The organism is Terrirubrum flagellatum (assembly GCF_022059845.1).
GTDB classification, from domain to species: domain Bacteria; phylum Pseudomonadota; class Alphaproteobacteria; order Rhizobiales; family Beijerinckiaceae; genus Terrirubrum; species Terrirubrum flagellatum.
The window spans coordinates 4067379-4086833 of the sequence record NZ_CP091851.1; the positions used below are offsets into that span (position 1 = coordinate 4067379).

The following is a 19455-nucleotide window of genomic DNA, read 5'->3' on the forward strand; positions in this document are numbered from 1 at the left end:
GGCGCGGGAGCTCAGTGGCCCCCGCCGCCGCCAGCCGCGGCCGGCTTGCGCACGAACACCACCACGCAGGCGAGGCCGGCGAAGAGCAGGGTCAGCACCAGGAACACGTCGGAGAAGCTGAGCACCAGCGCCTCGCGCCGAAGCATGCCGACCAGGCGGCTCGCCGTCATCGCCTCGGCCTTGTCGCCGAAGGTCGCGAAGCTCTGCTGGAGCTGGTTGAACACGGCGACCGCATTGTCGCGGCCCCAGCTCACGCCGTCGCGCAGGCGCTGCAGATGGAGGTCGGTGCGATCATTGAGAACCGTGTTGATCAGCGCAAGACCGACCGCGCCGCCGAGATTGCGGGTCAGATTGAACAGGCCGGACGCGTTCTTCATCATCGACGGCGCCAGCGTGCCGAGCGCGATGTTGTTGATCGACACCATGCAGGTCATCAGCGAGACGCCGCGCAGCACCTGCGGGATCAGCAGCTCGTAGAAATCCCAGTCATGGGTGATCGAGGTCATGATCAGCGTGCCGGCCGCAAAGCCCATGAAGCCGGCGAACAGCATCACGCGAGGATCGAGGATGGTCATGAGGCGCCCGGCGATCGGCGCGGTGAAGAACATGCAGAGACCGGTGACGAACATGGTCTCGCCGATCATCAGCGAATCATAGCCGCGCACGCGGCCGAGATAGACCGGGAAAAGATAGGTCAGGCCATAAAGGCCGATGCCCATCACGAAGGAGAAGATCGAGCCTGTCGCAAAATTGCGATCGAGAAAGGCGCGGAGATCGACAATCGGCTCCTTCGCCGTCAGCACGCGCCAGAAGAACACGACGGCGCCGATGACGCAGAGCACGCCCGTGACGAACACGGCCTCGTCCTGGAACCAGTCATTGTTCGGGCCTTCCTCCAGCACATATTCGAGACAGCCGAGGAACAGAGCCATCGAGCCAAGCCCGACCCAGTCGAAATGATCGAACAGCGACAGGTTGGGCTTGTCGAAGTCGATCATGACGACCGCCATGACCGTGACGATGATCCCGGGAATGACATTGATGAAGAACAGCCAGTGCCAGGAGAGCGCGTCGGTGAGATAGCCGCCGACCGTCGGGCCAATCGTCGGCGCGAGCGTCGCGACAAGGCCGATCATCGGCGAAACGATGGGGCGCATGCGCGGCGGGAAGATCGTGAAGGCCGACGCGAACACGGTCGGGATCATGCCGCCGCCGATGAAGCCCTGCAGCGCGCGATAGACGATCATCTCATTGATCGAACTCGCCGTGCCGCAGAGAAAGCTCATCAGCGTGAAACCGCCGGCGGAGATCGCGAAGATCCAGCGCGTCGAGAGCATGCGCGACAGGAATCCCGAGAGCGGGATCATGATCACTTCGGCGATGAGATAGGCGGTCTGCACCCAGGAGATCTCATCGGCGGACGCGCCAAGGCCGGCCTGGATTTCCGCCAGCGAGGCGGAGACGATCTGGATGTCGAGGATCGCCATGAACATGCCGAACACCATGCCGAAGAAGGTGAGCAGCTTGCGCGTGCTGACCGTCTGTTCCGGCGGGGCGATTGACGTGGCGGCGTTAGCGGTCGCAGCGGCCATGGCGGCCATCTCCTGAGGAGGGCGAACGATCCGCGCGACTTTGGATCAGCCGCGCGGAGAGGATTTCAGATCAGCTTTTCGGGCCAGTGCGCGTATCGACCGACGCGACCACGGACAGGCCCGGACGCAAAATCCCAAGCGCCGCAACATCAACCGGCACCTGCACGCGCACCGGCACGCGCTGGGTGATCTTGGTGAAGTTGCCGGTCGCGTTCTCCGGCGGCAGCAGGCTGAAGGTCGAACCCGAAGCCGGCGAGAAGCTCTCGACGGTTCCTTCGAAGGCGCGCCCTTTCACGGAGTCGATCTTGAGCGTCACCTTCTGGCCCGGCCTGATCTCGCCAAGCTGCGTCTCCTTGAAGTTCGCAGCGATATAGACGCTCTGCAGCGGCACCAGAGCCAGCAGACGCGAACCCGGCGCGACGAACATGCCTGGCTGCGCGGCGCGGTTGCCGACGACGCCGTCGACAGGCGCGCGGATCACGGTCGCGTCGAGATCGTTGCGCGCCTTGGCGATGGCGGCGTCGAGCTCCTTCGCGACCTGCTCGGCTTCAACCTTCTGCGCTTTGATGACGCCGAGATTGGCCTCAGCCGACGCAAGCGCCGCCCTGGCGTTCACGACCGCGGCGTTGCTCTGGTCGCGATCGGCGGTCGCCTGATCAAGCGTCGCTTTCGACGAGAAATTCTGCTGCGCCAGTTGCTGCGCGCGGACGAACGCCGCGGCGGCGCGGGTCGCGCCCGCTTCCGCCGAAACAATGCCGGCGCGCGCGCCTTCGATCTGCGATTCCTGCGCGACGATCTGCTGCTCGATGCGGGCGATCGTCGCCGACTGGGTGGCGCGCTTCGCTTCCGCCGACTGCAGCGCGACGCGATAATCGACATCGTCGAGCGTCACGAGCACATCGCCCGCCTTGACGCGATCACCGTCCTTCACCGCCACCTTCGCGACATAGCCCGACACTTTCACGCCAAGCGTGGACACGTCCGCCTGCACATAGGCGTCATCGGTCGAGACCATGAAGCGGCTAACCGTCCACCATTCATGGCCATACCAGCCGCCGGCGGCGAGCGCGCCAATCAGGATGACGGGGAGCACCACCTTGCGGACGCCGCCCTTCTTCTTGGCGGGCGTCTCCTGCTTGGCGGCAGAGGGCGAGGCCGGCGTCTGCTTCGCTTCCGGCGCCTCAGCCGGGCGCTCGGCGATTTTGGCTTCCGCCGCCGGCTCGGGCTTGGCCTCGGGCTTAGCCTCGGCCTTGGGTTCGATCTTGAGATCCCTGACTTCGGCGCGGGAGCGGTCCCACGCCACGATATTGGATGCGTCAGCCTCCGCCGGAGCGGTCTGGGAGCGAGCAGATTCCATGTTCATGCCTCCGACTTCCGTTCCCGGGAGGGTTTCGCCTCCGGATTTCACCGGCCCTTGCCGACAAATTGAACGAACGGTTCAGTCAACTGGCGGTTGACTACCACCCGACCTTCCTATACGCAAGAGGAAACTGAACGGTTCGGTCAAAAAAGATGACAGCCCTCGCCGCCCTGGTTCCGGCCCCGGAGCCGCCCGTCGATAACGCCAAGCGACGTCAGATCGTCGAGGGGGCCCGCCGCGTCTTCCTGGCGCAGGGGTTCGAGGGCGCCAGCATGAACGACATCGCCAAGGCGGCGGGCGTCTCCAAGGGCACGCTCTATGTCTATTTCGAGAACAAGGAGCTGCTGTTCTCGGCGGTGGTCGGCGAGGAGCGCTACGCCCACATCAACGAGATTTTCAAGGTCGACCAGGGCGACCCCGATATCGAGGGCGTGCTGACTCGCGTGGGCGTCGATCTCGCTCTCTTCCTCTGCCAGCCGCGCGTCATCTCGGCGATGCGCGTCGTCATGGGCATCGCCGAGCGCATGCCCGAGCTCGGCCGCGAGTTCTATGAGAATGGTCCCGCGCTCAGCGCCGGACGCCTTGCGGCCTATCTCGATGCGCGGGTCGCCGCAGGGCAGCTCGAGATTCCCGACACGTTCCTCGCCGCACGACAGTTTCTCGAACTGTCGCATGCGATGGTGCTGAAGCCGATGCTGTTCGGCTGCAAGAAAGAAGCGTCGCGCGAAGACATCGACTATATCGTCAAATCGGCGGTGACCTTCTTCATGAAGGCCTACGCGAAGAGCTGACGCTTCGCGGCGTCAAAGTCTGGCGGCGTTCGCTTCAGCTAGCCCGGCTCGCCGCCGGTCATGGCGTGCGAACAGGCTTGGATCACCGTCAATATTCCGAGAAGATGCGCTCGATCTCCGCGGGGTCGGACGTTTTCGTCAGCGCAAGGGCGAGCAACAGCCGCGCCTTCTGCGGAATGAGATTGTCGCTGTTCACGAAGCCATATTCGCGCTGCTTCGTCGTGCGCGCCGTGCGGCCGCTGCCAGAGCGCGTCGCCTGCACCACGACGATTCCCTGCGCCACCGCTTCCTTTAGAATCTCCAGCTCTCCGGGCGCCGCCATGCCGGGCGCGAAACCGGCAGACACGATGCCTTTCGCGCCGGCCGCGATGAAAGCGCGGATCGCGGCGCCATCGACGCCTGCGTAGGAATAGGCGATATCGACGCGCGGCAACGCTTCGAGCGCGCGAATGTCAAATTCCGTATCGGGCGCCGTGCGGCGTTCGGTCTTGCGGTAATAGACCACTTCCTGCCCGTCGACATGACCAAGCACACCGAAATCGGGCGTGCGGAAGGTCTGCATGCGCGCCGTCGATGTTTTGGTCACGTCGCGCGCCGCCTGAATCTCATCGTTCAGCATCACCAGAACGCCGCGCCCGCGCGAGGCCGGGCATGCCGCGACGCAAATGGCGTTGACGAGATTGAGCGCGCCGTCGGTCGATAGTCCGCTCAAGGGCCGCTGCGATCCCACGAGCACGACGGGGATCGAAACTTTCAGCGTGAGATTGAGGAAATAGGCGGTCTCCTCCAGCGTCGCCGTGCCGTGACCAATCACGATGCCTGTGAGATCGGGATGGTCGGCGACCAAAGTCTCGCAGAGCAAAATGATTTCCTTCCACTCCGGGAAGTAGATCTGCGGACTTGGCACGGCGCGAAAGCGGACCGGGATCACCTCGGCGATTTCAGCCGCCTCCGGCACCCGCGCGAGAATCTCGTCGGCATGGAGGCGGCTGTCGTTCGCACCATAGTCGATGATGTCGAGAGAATTGCGGCCCAGCGAGGAGATGGTTCCGCCGGTTCCGATAAACGCGACCTTGGGCTTCATGGGATTCCCGTATGAGGATCAGGGCCTGTTGACAGTTAGAATTTGCGCGTGGCGCGATGCGGCGCGCCTCTCGCATCTTTATTGCAGCGGTCTGAAATGCGCGTCGAGAGATTTCGTCCGGCGCCGCAGAAGTCATGCCGCTGGCGCCCGGCCGACGTCCTCGATCGCCCTGCTTCCAGCGCGACCTAAGTCGGCGCGGGCGCGCCTCCCGGAAATGTGACTGTTGCTCCTAAATTTTGTAACGATTGCTTCACACCGCGCGCCTAGATCGGCGACGCGCAAGAGGAGATTGCATGATCGATTCCGGCGGCGAGCGCCGGGTTTCAGCTGCTTCCCCCAGTCCGCCTGCCGGATCATCGTCCGCCGGCGACAAAGCAGCGAAAGACATTCCATCCGCAACGGTTCACAGTTTTCTCGACTTCAGGCTCAGATTTCTCAAGGTCCGCAAATTCGCCCTGGAACAGCAGATCGATGCTGTCGAGCGGGCTCTGGCGGACATGGAACGGACGAACGCAACCTAGCCGGACTGCCGCTCGGCGCCTACCGGCCTGCGCGCGGCCTTGAAGCGCCGCGTGCCCAAGTCCCGGACGGCCCCGCCTGCCGGCCGCAGGATCGGGCGATCGAGCGCTGAGCGCGGTCGCGCTCAAACATCAATAATCCCAGATGGTTAGCCTGATGGCTGGGTCGCGTGGATTCGAACCACGATAGCGGGAATCAAAATCCCGAGTCCTACCATTAGACGACGACCCAACGAGCCGCGACGTAGCAGCGGGGGCGCAGCGCCGCAAGATCGCGAAGCGCCGGACCGACGCCCCCTGAGCCTGCTCTCAACGCCTTGCGCGGGCGAGATTCGGTCTGTAAGGACCCGCGACCGCAGGACACCCTGCACGCGGAGAGGTGGCAGAGCGGTTGAATGCACCGCACTCGAAATGCGGCATAGGGGCAACTCTATCGGGGGTTCGAATCCCCCCCTCTCCGCCATCTAGCAATCCAAACATTGCACGATCGGCGCGCGCCCGATGGGGCGGGCGACGCCGGAATCCTCTGCCGCCCCGTCGCCAGCCATTCCACCATTCGCTTCTCGGTGGTGAGGGGAGACGCGGCGATCAGCCATGTCCCGGACGCACGACTGTTTTCCTCGCGCAAGCGATCGATGCGTGCAAGACAAGGCTTTGAAGCAGGCTTTCGCGTGGGCTGATATCTTGCCGAACCGGCGCTCTGGTTCATGGAGGAGGCCCGCCGCGTAAATTGCGCAGGACCAGATCGACATTGGATAGCGCCGGAGCTCCATCCGACAAGCCGCCGCTCAGGGCGCCGCTCTGGCTGCTTGGCCTGCTTGCGATCAGCGGCACGCTCGGCATGCATATCTTCGTGCCGGCGCTCACCATCACCGCCGCCGATCTGAAGGCGAGCGTTGCGTCGATGCAGATGACGATCAGCGTCTATATCGCGGGCCTCGCCATCGGGCAGCTCGTCTATGGCCCGATCTCGGATCGCTTCGGGCGCAGGCCCGCGCTGATGGCCGGCCTTACGTTGTATGTCATCGCGAGCGTGGCGCTCGCGGTCACGACCGATGTGAATGTGCTGATCGCCGGGCGCTTCGTACAGGCGCTGGGCGGCTGCGCGGGGCTGGTACTCGGCCGCGCCATCGTGCGCGACCTTGCAGGACCGACGGACGCGGCGCGCCGGCTCGCCATGCTCAATCTCATCATGATCGTCGGCCCCGCGCTGGCGCCGATCATTGGCGGCGCTCTCGCCGGCTTCACGGGCTGGCGCTCGATCATGATCCTCTTGTCCTTGCTGGGAGCGGCCGGCCTGATCGCCACGCTGACCCTGCTGCCCGAGACCCGCGCGCCCGGCCATGGCGCGCGCAGCGTCCGGGAACTGGCGCGCGACTATTCCAGCCTGTTCGCTTCGCCGACCTTTCTCGGCTACTCGATTGGCGGCGGCTGCGCGACGACCTCGATGTACGGCTTCGTCAGCGTCGCGCCATTCGTCTTCATCAACGAACTCCATCGGCCGCACAGCGAGCTTGGCCTGCATCTGGCGGTCATCATTCTCGGCGCCTGGCTCGGCAGCATGGCGGCGAGCCGGCTGCTGCTGCATGTCGAGATGCGACGCCTGATGATCGCCGGCAATCTGCTCAGCCTTTTCGCCGCGCTCACACTGCTTGCAGCGGCGCTGTCCGGCGAGCTCACCGCCTTTCTCGCCACCGGCGTCATGTTTCTTTTCACCTTCGGCGCCGGCGTCGCCTCGCCGACCGCGCTGACGCAGGCGATCAGCGCCAATCCGCGCGTCGTAGGCTCGGCGTCAGGACTTTACGGATTTCTTCAGATGACAATCGGCGCGATCTGCACGGCCATGGCGACCTTCGGCGATCCAGCCGTCGCCGCGGCCATGACGCTGTCCGTGGCGGGCGTCATCGCGCAGATTTCATTCTGGATCGCCGCGCGCGCGAAAAAAGCCGTCTCCTCGTGAGCCGGATCATCTGTCATAGACAGATGAGAGAATGAAGCTTCCCGCCAGCGAAGCTTGCATCGCCATTTTCCGTCGGCGAAATTCGCACTGCTCTGTGGAGACGGCGCATGGCCAGGATGAATCTGAACGTCACCGTGCATCACGAGACCGACAGCGTGCGCCTGACTTTGTTCGAAGACGCCCGGGCTCTCGGATGGGTCGGCTTCACAGCAGCCGAATTGGATGCGTTCATGCGGACCCTTGAAAGAGCCCGCGCCTTCCTCGGCGCCGCTGCGCCGGAGGATCACGCGTCGCAGCCCCTCCGTGAATCAAATCCGGAAAACTGAGCACGCCGATCCCGGCGCGAAGTCCATCAGGGACGATCATTCGGGTCAAGACGGCAAAGATCACAGCCGCACGCCTCTCAATTCCTTTTGTCCGCCATAAGGCGGCTTCGTGATCCCCGTCATCTTCTCCATGACGCCGGGAACGCTGTTAAAGTCGCGCGTAAAGGTTTCAAGCGTTCCGCCAAGCCAGTCGATCGTGACCATGTCGGGCTTGGGATTGTGGAACTCCACCGTCTCCACGGCGACGAAATTCGCCGGCGTTCCGTAGAGCGGCTGGATCGGCGCATAAGCGACGTTGTGGTACTGATCGAAGTGATAATAGTAGACGTCGAGCCCCTCATAGATGATCCACCAGCCGATCAGCCATTCCGGCACCGCGGGACGCGGATCGAGAAAAAGCTCCATGTCAACCCAGCCGCGCAGACTGGCGGGGTTATAAAATCCAATCTTTCGCTTGAGGATATCGCATCCCGCTCCCGGACCGCCCTGACCGGATTCGACGGTCCACCATCCGCCGCCATAACAATCCAGCGAAACGCCCATATGAAATGCGACCGATCTGAAGACGTCGCCATATTGCGGCCGGCGCGTCGGCGAGGCGTCAACCCAGGCGTGACCCTTGCCGATGGTTCTCAATACCGACGCGATCTCGAACTGTCCGAGATTCATCTTGGCGTCCATGGCGATGCCGGCGTGGCAGACAAATTCATTGCAAGTGGTTCTTATGCCGCCGCCATACCAATTATTCAGCAATTCGAGGTGCGTGACCTTCGTATAGGCAAGGAAATCAGGATCCGTGGAGTTGCCGCCCTTGGCGTTCGCGGCAGCCATGGTCTTTTCGTTCATGTCTTTTATTGGAAGGACAGGCTGGCCTGAACGAATTTCCAATCCGTAGTCCGGAACTTTCTGCAGATAAGCGTCCAGCTTCAAACGAATCGCCTTGCGCGCGTCCGATTCCATTATCCTTCCCCCAATCCCCTCAAACATCCCGACGGATATTCAATCATCAACAATCTGAGGCGCGCGCCGTGGCGCAGCCATTTTCAAACGCGCTGCGCGCCTGACGGCGCGCTGCGTCGGCCCGAAATACATGGGTCCTGTGTATATTTTAACGAAACGCGTCTCGATTCAAGCTCCGGATCAGGCGGTGGAGAAAGCGGCCTCCATTCGCGAGCGTTTCGCGGGGGTCGCTTGCTCCACAACGCCGCAGCGTTAACGATACGCGCGAACAGGCGTTTATTCCGGTCGATCCCCATGGTAGCCATTTACCGTTTCTTAACCATGATGCGGACGCTGGCGTGCTCAACCGGATCGACGACTTTCTTATCGGCGCGGCAGGCCGCGCCGCCGGCTGGGCCGAAGATCGTTTCGAGATCACCCTCCCGGCGCTCCTGCGCGAATGCCTCACGGCGGCGATGGTCGCCTATTTCGGCGTCGTGCTGAAGCTCCTGCTTTCCGGAAGTTTTCTCAGCGCGCTCATCATCCTCGCCACGCTTCCGATCGCGGCGCCCACCACCCTGAAGCAGCTTCGCAGATATCAGACCGATGCGCAGAAGCCTTGGTCGAGCGATCTCGCGCGTTCCTACATGGCGCGGGCGATCGGGCGACGCGAGTCGATGCGCACGGCGCGCGGCATCACGTTCGTGCTGACGATCTTCGTCACCGCGCTGAACGCCACGACGATCGTCAGCGGTCGCTTCGAACCCAGCGCCTACATCTTCGCCGCGTTCTGGCTCGTGGCGCTGGCGCATGAATATCTCAGCGCCGCTGAACCGCTCCCGCCGGGACAGCGCCGCCGGCAGGCGTCGCTCACTCTCGCGACGCATTCCGCACAGTAGGCGACAAGCAGAGCCCGCCTAGCGGCCTTTGCTCGCCTTCCACGCCTCATACTCCGGACGCGCCGCATCCGACAGCGGATAATAACGGCGCAGATCACCGCCAACCGCCAGCCGCTCGCGGGAGAAGTCCTCCCATTCATGATGCTGGTTGGCGAGCGTGATCACCTGCTCCGCCAACGCGACAGGCACGACCACGGCGCCGTCGTCATCGGCAATGACGATGTCGCCCGGCATGACCAGCACGCCGCCACAGGCGATGGGAACATTGACCGCGAACGGCATGAGATCGGTCTGCGTGTGGAAATTCGGCGTGAGGCCGCGGAGCCAGAGGCCAAGGCCGAGATCCTTGCCATTGGGATAGTCCCGGATGCAGCCGTCGATCACGACGCCGGCGCCGCCCCTGCCCTTGAAATAGGTCAGCATCATCTCGCCGAAAATGCCGCTTTTCATATCGCCGCGCGCATCGACAACGACGATGTCGCCGGCCTGCGCGTGATAGAGCACATGGCGGTGAAGCTGCTTTTCCGGCTCGGCATATTCGTCCTCGCCATAAATGTCCTCGCGCTTCGGCATGAATTGCAGCGTCAGCGCCGGCCCGCAGATCGACCGGCCGGGATTCCAGCTCACGGGGCCGTAAATATGCGCGTTACGCACGCCAAGCTTGTAGAGCGTGCTTGTCGCCGCCGCGGCGCCGATCGCCCTGACGCCTTCGACCAGCGCCTTTGGAGGGCGCGTGATGTCCTTGGTCTCGATCATCGTTTGATCCTTTCCTGATGCGCGATCAGGGCGCGTCGCCGAAGAAGCTCGATCCCGGCTTGAGATGGGCGCGCGCCACGTCCTCATTGAGCGTGAGGCCATGACCCGGACGCTGATCAAGATGGATGAAGCCGTCGACGATCGGCGGACCTTCCATCACGAGCTCGCTCCACCACGGCACGTCATGGGCGTGGAATTCCATCACGATGAAATTGTTGATCGACGCGCAAACCTGCGCGCCAGCGACCGTGCCGATCGGACTCGCCACGTTATGCGGCGCGATCGGAATGTAATAGAGATCGCAGAGGTCGGCGACCTTCCTGGTCTCCATCAATCCGCCCATCTTCGGAATGTCAGGCGCCACAATGCGCGCCGCCTGCTTCTCCACCAGCTCGCGATAGCCATGCTTGCGATAGAGATTCTCGCCGGTGCAGATCGGCGTGCGCGTCGAATGGGTCACATGACGCTGCGCCTCGATATTCTCCGGCGGAATGGGGTCTTCGAGCCAGAGAAGATCATAAGGCTCAAGCGCCTGCGCGAGCTTGATCGCGTCATTCACATTGAACTTCCAGTGCGCGTCCATTGCGACCATGACTTCTGGACCGACAGCCTCGCGCACGCAGCGCGCGACATCGACCATCCAGGCCATCTCCTGCGAACCGATGATGCGGTTGAACGGCTCGAACCAGTAACGCCTGGGATGCGCATCATCCGTGATGTCGAGCGTATAGGGATTGCGCGTGTCGAGATCGAACTTGATCGCGGTGAATCCCTCCGACGCGACCTCCTTCGCCTTCTTGCCATAGTCCCTGGGGTCGGGCGTGTCGCCCGCGTGGCAATCCGCGTAGATGCGGATCTTGTCACGGAAACGTCCGCCGAAGAACGTCGAGATCGGCAGCTTGTGCGCGCGGCCAAGCAGGTCCCATAGCGCGATCTCGACACCGCTGATCGCCGTCACCGTCGCGCCGCCTTGCGAACCTTCGCCGGAGAGGCAGCGCACCATGATCTCGTAGAGCCGCGCGATGTTCGTCGGGTCCTCGCCAATCAGCAGCGGCTTCGCCTTGTGAACGAGTTCAGCGACGCCCGCGCCCCAATAGGCTTCGCCCAGCCCGGATACGCCGCTGTCGGTCTCGATCTTGACCAGAACCCAGGGAAAGTTTCCAGCGATGACAGCCGTGCTCACATTGGTGATCTTCACGGGGAGCTCCTTCACAAGCGAATGAAACAGGCGATCAAGCGCGCAGCGCGTCGCCGCTCGCGCCATCGAAGAGATGCAGGCGTTCCTGATCGAAGCTGACGAAGACGCGCTCGTTCGGCGCAACTGGCGTCTCCGCCGGCACGCTGACGACGATCGTCTCCGCGCCAACACGCACATGGGTGTAGGTCAGATCGCCCGTCGGCTCGACCGTGTAGATGTCGCCCGCGATCGCGCCGTCGCTGGCGTTTTTCGACAGTCTTATTGATCCGTGTCGCGCGCCAAGAATGAGCTCGCGTCCATTTGATGTTGCGGCTGCGCGCACATTCTTCGCATCAAGCTTCACCCGCCAGCCTTCCGCGCCTTCCAGCGTCGCGCCGTCGCCGCCGAGATTGAGCTTCACCAGATTCATCGCGGGGCTGCCGACGAAACCGGCGACGAAGGTGTTCACGGGCGACTGAAAAACGCGCTGCGGGCTGTCATATTGCTGAAGGACGCCGCCATTCATGACCGCCATGCGGTCGGCCATCGTCATCGCCTCCAACTGATCATGGGTGACATAGACGATGGTCGCCTTGAGCTCCTGATGGAAGCGCTTGAGTTCGGCGCGCATTTGGATGCGCAATTTGGCGTCAAGATTCGACAGGGGCTCATCCATCAGGAAGACCTTGGGATCGCGCACCAGCGCACGCCCGAGCGCAACGCGCTGCTGCTGACCGCCAGACAATTCGCGCGGACGGCGTTGCAGCAGATGCTCCATATCGAGCGCCTTCGCCGCCGCCCTGATCTTGCGATCGGCCTCCGCCGCCGGCGTGCGCCGCATCTTGAGAGGAAAAGCCAGATTCTCGTACACGCTCTTGTTCGGATAAAGCGCGTAGTTCTGAAACACCATCGCGATATCACGATCCTTGGGGTCGAGTTCGTTGACGAGCGTATCGCCAATGCGGATTTCGCCCTCGTCGATCTCGATCAGGCCGGCGATGAGATTGAGCGTCGTCGTCTTGCCGCAACCCGACGGGCCGACGAGCGCGACGAACTGCCCGTCCTCGACCTGAAGCGACACGTCATTGACGGCGACATAGCCGCCATAGCGCTTCATCACATGCCGCAAAGATACTTCAGCCATGCGCAACCTCTGTCTTTGCGGCCGGTCTCAATGCTTCACCGCGCCTTCGGTCAGCGCCTTCACGAAATGACGCTGCAGGAAGAGAAACAAAACGACGACGGGCACGCTCATGATGAAGGACGCCGCCATCAGGCCAGGCCAGTTAGTGGTGTGCTCGGCGAAGAAGCGCTGCAGCCCGACAGGCAATGTCAGCTTCGTCTTGTCGTTCATGAAGGTCAGCGCATAGACATATTCATTCCAGGCGACGATGAAGGAATAGATCGCGGTCGCGATGATGCCGGGCGAAGACAGCGGCATCACGACATAGAGAAACGCCTGGAAGCGTGTCGCGCCATCGATGCGCGCCGCCTGTTCGAGCTGCGGCGGGATATTGTCGAAGAAGCCCTTGAGCAGCCAGATCGAGAGCGGCAGGCCGAAGGTGAGATAGGTCAGGATCAGCGAGCCGTGGTTGTTCACGAGGCCGAGCCAGCGCATCATGATGAACAGCGGCATCAGGAACACGACCGCCGGGAACATGTTGCGCAGGAGCACCGCATAGAACAGCAGGTTTCGACCGGGAAAGCGGAAGCGCGAGAAGGCGTAGGCCGCGGGCACCGCGACAACCACGCCAAGAATGGTCGTCGTGACAGACACCCAGACGCTGTTCGCCATATAGCGGAGAAAGTCCTGTCCCATCGCGCTCGATGGCGACAACAGCTCGCGATACTCCTCCAGCGTCGGATTGCGCGGCCACCAGTCGGGCGGATATTGGGCCGCCGCGAATTGCGTCTTCAGCGAGGTGATGAACATCCACGCCATCGGCATGAGCGAGAACAGGGTCAGCAGCGCGAGAAACGCCCAACCGCCGATGCTCCAGGGATTGGCCTTTCGCGCCCTCACGCCGCCGCCTTTTCTTCGCTAGCGGTGAGCGCCCGGACATAGAAATAGCCGAGCGCCATCATGACCACGAACAGGATCACCGAATAGGCCGAAGCGAGCCCGAAGCGGATGCGGCCGAACGCGATCTGGTAGATATGGGTAATCCAGATTTCCGAGGCGCCCGCCGGCCCGCCGCCGGTCATGATGTAAGGAATGGTGAAGCTGTTGAGATTCGTCACCAGCAGCAGCAGCACCGTGACGAGAATCACACTCTTCAGATGCGGCACAGTGACGTGCCGGAAACGGCTCCATGGTCCGGCACCATCGACGCGCGCCGCGCTCAGCAACTGCTCCGGCACTGTTTGCAATCCCGCCATCAGCATGATCATGGCGAAGGGAAATTCCTTCCAGACATTCACCACGATCAGCGACGCCATCACCCACTGCCTATTATCGAGGAAATTGATCGGTCCGTCAGAGAGCCCAAGCGCAGTCGCGAATGCGCCGATGACGCCGACATCGCTGTGATAAAGCCAGCGCCAGACATAGGACGCGGCGACCGCGCTGATGACATAGGGCACCAGCAGCACGCCGCGCAGCAGACCGCGGCCATGGAAGGCGCGGTTCAACGCCAGCGCGGCGCCGAAGCCGAGAACAAACGAGAAGAAGGTGGAATAGATCGTCCAGACGAAGGTGTTCCAGGTCGCCTCCTGGAATGTGTCCGCTTCCAGAATCCGCTGATAATTCTCGAGGCCGGCGAAGATCTTCTCGTCGAGCGCGAGATTGGGCGGCGTGCGGAAGAACGAGAGATGGATCGTGTAATAGATGGGATAGCCGATCACCAGCGCCATCACGCCGAGCGCAGGCGCGACATAGAGATAATCGGCTCGATGACGAACAATGCGTCGCAGCAGATTTTCGCGGGAACGCGGAGCGGCGGCGGGCGCTACGAGCCCCGCCACCGCTCCGGTCATCATCGCCCTGGTCATCCCGCTCAGAAGTCAGACATGAGGTCCTTGATCTTTTTCGCGGCGTCGTCAGCCGCGTCCGACACTGACATTTTTTTGGTCAGCGCATTCTGCAGCATGTTCGGCACCACGATGTTCATGATCTCGGCCGACTGCGGCAGCACCGGGAACGGCACGCCGTAGGGCAGCATCGAAGTCGTCACATCGAGGAACTTGATGGTGTCGAGCCGCTCCTTCATCCATCTGGTCTTGAAGCCGCGGACGTTTCCGGGATTGGAGTCGGTCCAGGCGAGCTTCGTCGACCATTCCGGCCCGGTGAGCATGCAGACGAGCGCCTTTGCGGCGTTGAGATCAAGTCCGCCCTCGACAATGTCGGGGTTGAAGATATGCGCGTTGGAGCCGCCGAACACGATTGCGCGCCGGGCCGACCCCTTGGGAACGAAGCCGTAGCGCATATTCGCCACAACAGCGTCGGCGGCTTTCTTGTCGTCGCCCGTAGCCTTCTTCGCGCGATCGAGCATCACGGCGTATTCCGCGGGATGCGCGATCATCATGGCGAGCTGACCCTGCAGGAACGGGTCCTGATTCTCGTTCTGCGTGTTGGTGAGCGCGGACGCCGGCACCGAGCGGTCGCGCACATACATGTCGTAGGAGGCCTGAAGCGCCGCCTTCGATCCCGCATTGTTGATGAAGATGTTCTTGTAGGTCGGGCTCGCTTCCGCTTCGTCGAGCGCGCCGCCGCCGAACGCCCAGAGCTGCGGCATGAAGCGGAACGGCGTGTTGCCGGCGTTGACGCGGGCCACCATGCCATAACCGTTCTTGCCGGTCTTTTCCTTGATCTGCTTGGAATAGGCGACGACGTCGTCCCATGTGGCCGGCGGCGATTCCGGATCAAGCCCGGCCTGCTTGAAAAGGTCAGCGTTCCAGATGAACGCCATGGTCTCGTTGTTGGTGGGGACGCCGTAGGTTTTTTCCTTCCAGGTCACCGACTTCAAGGCGCCTGGCCAGAATTCGTCGCGGGAATAGCCGACATCCTCCGGCTTGAATTCCTTCAGTTGCCCCTTGGCCGCGAATTCGACGCCCCAGAGGATCGGCAACCGCGCGACCATCGGCGCCGCCTTGCCGAGCGCGGCGGTGCGCAGCTTGTTCAGCATTTCATTGTAATCGAGATTCTGTTTCGTCACCTTGATGTTGGGATAGGTCTTGGAAAACGCATCCCAGAACTGCGCGTCCATCTCGTGCTGGATCTGCGGCGAGGCGGCGTTCGGCCCGAAATACCAATAGGTCACGCGGCCCGCATAATCTTTCGGCACGACCTTGTAACATTCCGCTGCGGTGTCATAATTTTCGGTGCCGGCGATGCTTGAAATATATTTGGGCGTCCAGCTATTGAGGTCGACGCCGGTCTTGCTCCCCTGCGCCCAAGTCTCCGTCGACAAGCCCGCGGCGATAGCCGCCGCAGCGGTCGAACCCAAAAAAGCGCGACGATCGATGAGGCGCGTCGGAACGAGCCTCTTGCTCCAATTGGCCATGAGGTTTCCTCCGATAATTCATTTGGTCTTGTTATTTGCGGAAAGCCTAGGAGCGCGGCCGGCGTGAGTAAAGCGCCACCGTTCCACCTGGCCGCCCCGGGGCTAGTCGAAAAAGCCGGCGTCCTCCCCCGCCAGATAACGCTTCGCCCGTTCAGGAACGAGATCGACGCCCATGCCGGGCCGATCCCACACATCGATGAAGCCGTTCTTCACGATCGGGTTGGGCAATCCGTCCACGATCTCATGCCACCAGTCCGCTTCCGCGCCTGGATATTCGAAGGCGATGAAATTCTGCGGCAGCGTCGCGCAAACCTGCACCAGCGCCGCCATGCCGAGCACGCCGTTGCCCGTGCCATGCGGCGCCATCAGCACGCCGTGAAGATCGGCATATTCGGCGATCCATTTGAGTTCGGCGATGCCGCCGACATCGCAAGGGTCCGGACCGACGATGCGCACCGCCTTGGTCTCGATCAGTGATTTGAAATTCTGCCTGAGATAGATCTGCTCACCGGTGTGAATCGGCGTCGAGGTCGATTGAGTCAGCTCGCGGTAGACGTCGGCGTTCACATAGGGCGAATAATCGCCGGTGATCATGTCCTCGCACCAGGCGATATTGTATTTCTCGACGGCGCGGGCGAAGCGGATCGCGTCCGGCAGCATCCAGCCGGGACCGCAATCGAGCGCGATCGCCACCTTGTCGCCGGCGACTTCCTTCATCGCGGCGACGCATTCGAGCGTGTAGCCCATGCCGCGCTCGCTCATCATGCCGCGATCAGGCCAGGAGTGGAACGGCGTGTCGATCGATTCACCGAAGTGATAGTCGGGAAATTCGCGCCGCATGCGGCTGTGAAAAGCGATGCCCTGTTTGACGAGCGTGAATCCTTGCGGCAGCTCCATCATGCGACGGATATCGTCAGCGAAGGATTGCGGCGAGAAATCCTTGAAAGGCTTGCGCAACGAGCCGTTATAGACGCGCACCCTGTCGCGGATCTTGCCGCCGAGAAGCTTGTAGACGGGAAGGCCGGCCGCCTTTCCCGCCACGTCCCAGAGCGCATGCTCGATGACGCTGACGGCGCTGCCCCACGGCTTGAAAGCGCCGCGCTGGCGAATCTTGATCATGATCCGCTCGACATCGGTCGGATCTTCGCCGATCAGCGCTTCGCGAAAATAGAGAACGAAGGGCTTGAGATAGGGCTTGTACTGCTCGACCTGCCCGTAGCCGCTGATCCCCTGATCAGTGACAATCCGGACAATCGGGCTCTTGCCAAGCATGGCGCACCGAAGATCAACGATCTTCATACCGCCTCCTTGCGCGCATCGTCTGTTCGACAAACACGCGTTCCATCCCTGTGCGGCGTCTTCGTCGCGCCGTTTTACATTTAAGTCTGATCTGGAAACTTGTGTCAACGCGCCTTCCGCTTCGAAGGCCGATCAAATTTCTGCGTTGCGACGCAAAATACAGCGCCCCTCTCGTCGCGCTGCAACATCGCCAACAATAACGCGCGGATTGACAGCGCTTTTAGAGCATATCTAGTGCTGTCACGTCATCGCGCGAATGCGCGCTCCACGTTGGAAGGATCATGCCGCGCTCCGCCGCATCCCAGCTTGCTTCCGGCGTCGTTCGCGAAACCGTGAATGCGTTTGGTCTTGCGCTCGTGCGCGGCGATTTCCCCGCAGACTCTGTGCTCCCGAAAGAAGAAGAGCTAGCGGCGCGCTTCGCCGTCGGTCGCAGCACGTTGCGCGAAGCGGTGAAGGTTCTCTCCGGCAAAGGTCTCGTGCGCACGGCGCGACGCTACGGCTCGCGCGTCTGCCCGCGCGCGGACTGGAACCTGCTCGATCCTGACGTGCTCTCCTGGCATGTCGCCGAACCGCATGACGTCCTCGCCTTTCTCGATGAAGTGACGGAATTGCGCGAGATGATCGAGCCGGAAGCGGCGGCGCTCGCCGCGCGACGCGCGACGCCGAAAGAAGCCGCGCGCCTTGTCGCGCTTGCCGAGCTTCTCATCTCGACGCCGCCGGAGGCCGCCGTCGAGATCGATGTGAGCTTTCACCTCGGCGTGCTCGATGCGGCGCGCAATCGCCTGCTCGGCGCGTTCGGACGATCGCTTGGCGTGATGCTGCGCGCGCATTTCAGATTGTCGCAACGCTATCTCTCGGGCCCGGCGCGCTACAATCCAGACGACAAACATCTTTTGCTGGCTCGCGCGATCGCGATCCGGGACGCGGACGCTGCGCGCGAGCAGTCCGAAAACATGCTGAGGGTTGTTCGCAAATCGGTTCGCAGCGCGATGCGCGCAAATGAGAACAAATCGGCCGTTGCGGCGCGCGACAAACGGTAAGGGAGAGACGACGTGAAAATCACAGCAGTCAAACCCTTTCCGGTCTGGGTCGGTCGTCGCAATCAGATGCTGGTGAAGGTCGAGACGGACGCCGGCGTGCATGGCTGGGGCGAATCCGGCCTCTCCGGCCGCGAGAAGGCGGTTCTCGGCGCCGTCGAGCATTACGCGCAGTTCCTTGTCGGGCGCAATCCCATGCAGACCGGCGCCTTGTGGCAGGAGATGTATCGCAGCCAGTATTTCGAAGGCGGTCGCGTGCTCACCGCCGCGATCTCGGCGATCGACATCGCGCTGCACGACCTCAAGGGCAAGGCTCTTGGCGTTCCCGTCTATCAGTTGCTCGGCGGCAAGCAGCGCAATCTCGTCCCGTCCTTCGCCTCGACCTTCGCCGAACCCGGCGAGCAGATGATCGATGAAGCGAAGATGCTGATCGATCATGGCTGGCGATGCGTCCGCTTCTTCCCCGCGGGGCAGGGCGCGACCGAAACCTTCGAGCCGCGGGAATCGATCGGCGCAACGGCGCGCTGGCTGGTGAAGGCGCGGGAGGCGCTTGGCGACGACGCCGTCCTCGGCATCGACTGGCATCATCGCCTGAGCGTCGCAGAAGCCGCCTCCTTCTGCCAGAAGATGCCGTCGGGCACGCTCGACTTCCTGGAAGAACCGATCCGCGACGAGACGCCAGAGGCTTATGAATCGCTGCGCAAGCTGACCGACATCCCCTTCGCAATCGGCGAGGAATTCTCGTCGAAATGGCAGTTCCTGCCCTATATCGAGCGCGGCATCCATCAGTTCAATCGCATCGACATCTGCAATGTCGGCGGCTTCACCGAGGCGATGAAGGTCGCGGGCTGGAGCGAGGCGCACTATGTCGATCTGATGCCGCATAACCCGCTTGGACCTGTCTGCACGGCGGCGTCGGTGCATCTCGCTGCGGCGGTCGCGAATTTCGCCTGGTTCGAATGCCGGACCTCTCCCGCCGAATCAACCGGCGTTGACAATCGCGACGTGTTTCCCGTTCAGATCGCGATGAAGGGCGCGGACTATGTCGTGCCCGATGAGCCGGGGCTCGGCGTCGAGGTCGACGAGGCGGCGCTGACGCGCGAGGCGTTCCGCTTCTGGGAGGCCCCTCACCTGCGCCGGCGCGATGGCTCCTACACCAACTGGTGATTAGTCTCGCTCGCATCCACGCGATGCCGAACCCTCATCCGATTTGAA

Annotated in this window: 18 protein-coding genes and 2 tRNA genes; 8 read left to right on the forward strand and 12 right to left on the reverse strand. The window is 62.5% G+C overall.

What is annotated here, in order from left to right; translation table 11 throughout:
- Nucleotides 1-11: 11 nt before the first annotated feature.
- The gene (locus L8F45_RS19540; RefSeq protein ID WP_342359531.1) at nucleotides 12-1592 is read right to left on the reverse strand and encodes a DHA2 family efflux MFS transporter permease subunit; all 1581 of its coding nucleotides are present in this window, start codon (nucleotides 1590-1592) and stop codon (nucleotides 12-14) included.
- 70 nt (nucleotides 1593-1662) lie between these two features.
- Nucleotides 1663-2949, reverse strand: a complete 1287-nt coding sequence (locus L8F45_RS19545) for an efflux RND transporter periplasmic adaptor subunit (protein WP_342359532.1) — start codon at nucleotides 2947-2949, stop codon at nucleotides 1663-1665.
- Between the two features lie 155 nt (nucleotides 2950-3104).
- Between L8F45_RS19545 and L8F45_RS19550 the strand changes: the two genes are divergently transcribed.
- Nucleotides 3105-3743 (forward strand): TetR/AcrR family transcriptional regulator, encoded by a 639-nt coding sequence (locus L8F45_RS19550; RefSeq protein ID WP_342359533.1) that lies wholly within the window; start codon nucleotides 3105-3107, stop codon nucleotides 3741-3743.
- 88 nt (nucleotides 3744-3831) lie between these two features.
- Here L8F45_RS19550 and L8F45_RS19555 read toward each other — a convergent pair whose 3' ends face one another.
- Nucleotides 3832-4827, reverse strand: coding sequence for an asparaginase (locus L8F45_RS19555; RefSeq protein ID WP_342359534.1), 996 nt, complete (start codon nucleotides 4825-4827; stop codon nucleotides 3832-3834).
- Between the two features lie 293 nt (nucleotides 4828-5120).
- Here L8F45_RS19555 and L8F45_RS19560 point away from each other — a divergent pair, with 293 nt between their 5' ends.
- Complete coding sequence (locus tag L8F45_RS19560) at nucleotides 5121-5348, forward strand: hypothetical protein (protein WP_342359535.1); 228 nt, start codon at nucleotides 5121-5123, stop codon at nucleotides 5346-5348.
- Between the two features lie 155 nt (nucleotides 5349-5503).
- Here L8F45_RS19560 and L8F45_RS19565 read toward each other — a convergent pair.
- Nucleotides 5504-5577, reverse strand: a tRNA-Gln gene (locus tag L8F45_RS19565).
- A 141-nt stretch (nucleotides 5578-5718) separates the two neighbouring features.
- Here L8F45_RS19565 and L8F45_RS19570 point away from each other — a divergent pair.
- From L8F45_RS19570 to L8F45_RS19580, 3 genes are all read left to right on the forward strand, one after another.
- Nucleotides 5719-5808, forward strand: a tRNA-Ser gene (locus tag L8F45_RS19570).
- Nucleotides 5809-6096: 288 nt separating this feature from the next.
- Nucleotides 6097-7305, forward strand: coding sequence for a multidrug effflux MFS transporter (locus tag L8F45_RS19575; protein ID WP_342359536.1), 1209 nt, complete (start codon nucleotides 6097-6099; stop codon nucleotides 7303-7305).
- Between the two features lie 107 nt (nucleotides 7306-7412).
- Complete coding sequence (locus tag L8F45_RS19580; RefSeq protein ID WP_342359537.1) at nucleotides 7413-7631, forward strand: hypothetical protein; 219 nt, start codon at nucleotides 7413-7415, stop codon at nucleotides 7629-7631.
- 60 nt (nucleotides 7632-7691) lie between these two features.
- Here L8F45_RS19580 and L8F45_RS19585 read toward each other — a convergent pair whose 3' ends face one another.
- The gene (locus tag L8F45_RS19585; RefSeq protein ID WP_342359538.1) at nucleotides 7692-8462 is read right to left on the reverse strand and encodes a hypothetical protein; all 771 of its coding nucleotides are present in this window, start codon (nucleotides 8460-8462) and stop codon (nucleotides 7692-7694) included.
- A 467-nt stretch (nucleotides 8463-8929) separates the two neighbouring features.
- Between L8F45_RS19585 and L8F45_RS19590 the strand changes: the two genes are divergently transcribed.
- Nucleotides 8930-9469: a hypothetical protein gene (locus L8F45_RS19590; protein ID WP_342359539.1), complete on the forward strand. Its 540-nt coding sequence runs from the start codon at nucleotides 8930-8932 to the stop codon at nucleotides 9467-9469.
- A gap of 18 nt (nucleotides 9470-9487) precedes the next feature.
- Here the strand turns inward: L8F45_RS19590 and L8F45_RS19595 are convergent, their stop codons facing one another.
- The 7 genes from L8F45_RS19595 to L8F45_RS19625 form a co-directional block, all read right to left on the reverse strand.
- The gene (locus L8F45_RS19595) at nucleotides 9488-10225 is read right to left on the reverse strand and encodes a ribonuclease activity regulator RraA (RefSeq protein ID WP_342359540.1); all 738 of its coding nucleotides are present in this window, start codon (nucleotides 10223-10225) and stop codon (nucleotides 9488-9490) included.
- A gap of 25 nt (nucleotides 10226-10250) precedes the next feature.
- Nucleotides 10251-11423, reverse strand: coding sequence for a mandelate racemase/muconate lactonizing enzyme family protein (locus L8F45_RS19600; protein WP_342359541.1), 1173 nt, complete (start codon nucleotides 11421-11423; stop codon nucleotides 10251-10253).
- 34 nt (nucleotides 11424-11457) lie between these two features.
- On the reverse strand, nucleotides 11458-12546 hold the full coding sequence (locus tag L8F45_RS19605) for an ABC transporter ATP-binding protein (protein ID WP_342359542.1): 1089 nt from the start codon (nucleotides 12544-12546) through the stop codon (nucleotides 11458-11460).
- 27 nt (nucleotides 12547-12573) lie between these two features.
- Nucleotides 12574-13425 (reverse strand): carbohydrate ABC transporter permease, encoded by an 852-nt coding sequence (locus L8F45_RS19610; RefSeq protein ID WP_342359543.1) that lies wholly within the window; start codon nucleotides 13423-13425, stop codon nucleotides 12574-12576.
- The gene (locus tag L8F45_RS19615) at nucleotides 13422-14378 is read right to left on the reverse strand and encodes a carbohydrate ABC transporter permease (RefSeq protein WP_342363506.1); all 957 of its coding nucleotides are present in this window, start codon (nucleotides 14376-14378) and stop codon (nucleotides 13422-13424) included. The genes L8F45_RS19610 and L8F45_RS19615 overlap by 4 nt, the downstream gene beginning before the upstream one ends.
- A gap of 20 nt (nucleotides 14379-14398) precedes the next feature.
- The gene (locus tag L8F45_RS19620) at nucleotides 14399-15904 is read right to left on the reverse strand and encodes an ABC transporter substrate-binding protein (protein ID WP_342359544.1); all 1506 of its coding nucleotides are present in this window, start codon (nucleotides 15902-15904) and stop codon (nucleotides 14399-14401) included.
- A 102-nt stretch (nucleotides 15905-16006) separates the two neighbouring features.
- Nucleotides 16007-17203, reverse strand: coding sequence for a mandelate racemase/muconate lactonizing enzyme family protein (locus L8F45_RS19625; protein WP_342359545.1), 1197 nt, complete (start codon nucleotides 17201-17203; stop codon nucleotides 16007-16009).
- 281 nt (nucleotides 17204-17484) lie between these two features.
- On the opposite strand from L8F45_RS19625, the gene L8F45_RS19630 reads away from it, so the two are divergent.
- Together L8F45_RS19630 and L8F45_RS19635 are read left to right on the forward strand one after the other, a co-directional pair.
- Nucleotides 17485-18243, forward strand: a complete 759-nt coding sequence (locus L8F45_RS19630) for a FadR/GntR family transcriptional regulator (RefSeq protein ID WP_342359546.1) — start codon at nucleotides 17485-17487, stop codon at nucleotides 18241-18243.
- 66 nt (nucleotides 18244-18309) lie between these two features.
- Nucleotides 18310-19407, forward strand: coding sequence for a mandelate racemase/muconate lactonizing enzyme family protein (locus L8F45_RS19635; RefSeq protein WP_342363507.1), 1098 nt, complete (start codon nucleotides 18310-18312; stop codon nucleotides 19405-19407).
- Nucleotides 19408-19455 lie beyond the last annotated feature (48 nt).

Coding starts and splice junctions, on each gene's coding strand:
- L8F45_RS19540 (WP_342359531.1), bottom strand. CDS start 1,592: ATGGCCGCTGCGACCGCTAACGCCGCCACGTCAATCGCCCCGCCGGAA.
- L8F45_RS19545 (WP_342359532.1), bottom strand. CDS start 2,949: ATGGAATCTGCTCGCTCCCAGACCGCTCCGGCGGAGGCTGACGCATCC.
- L8F45_RS19550 (WP_342359533.1), top strand. CDS start 3,105: ATGACAGCCCTCGCCGCCCTGGTTCCGGCCCCGGAGCCGCCCGTCGAT.
- L8F45_RS19555 (WP_342359534.1), bottom strand. CDS start 4,827: ATGAAGCCCAAGGTCGCGTTTATCGGAACCGGCGGAACCATCTCCTCG.
- L8F45_RS19560 (WP_342359535.1), top strand. CDS start 5,121: ATGATCGATTCCGGCGGCGAGCGCCGGGTTTCAGCTGCTTCCCCCAGT.
- L8F45_RS19580 (WP_342359537.1), top strand. CDS start 7,413: ATGGCCAGGATGAATCTGAACGTCACCGTGCATCACGAGACCGACAGC.
- L8F45_RS19585 (WP_342359538.1), bottom strand. CDS start 8,462: ATGGCTGCCGCGAACGCCAAGGGCGGCAACTCCACGGATCCTGATTTC.
- L8F45_RS19595 (WP_342359540.1), bottom strand. CDS start 10,225: ATGATCGAGACCAAGGACATCACGCGCCCTCCAAAGGCGCTGGTCGAA.
- L8F45_RS19605 (WP_342359542.1), bottom strand. CDS start 12,546: ATGGCTGAAGTATCTTTGCGGCATGTGATGAAGCGCTATGGCGGCTAT.
- L8F45_RS19615 (WP_342363506.1), bottom strand. CDS start 14,378: ATGACCGGAGCGGTGGCGGGGCTCGTAGCGCCCGCCGCCGCTCCGCGT.
- L8F45_RS19620 (WP_342359544.1), bottom strand. CDS start 15,904: ATGGCCAATTGGAGCAAGAGGCTCGTTCCGACGCGCCTCATCGATCGT.
- L8F45_RS19625 (WP_342359545.1), bottom strand. CDS start 17,203: ATGAAGATCGTTGATCTTCGGTGCGCCATGCTTGGCAAGAGCCCGATT.
- L8F45_RS19630 (WP_342359546.1), top strand. CDS start 17,485: ATGCCGCGCTCCGCCGCATCCCAGCTTGCTTCCGGCGTCGTTCGCGAA.
- L8F45_RS19635 (WP_342363507.1), top strand. CDS start 18,310: ATGCTGGTGAAGGTCGAGACGGACGCCGGCGTGCATGGCTGGGGCGAA.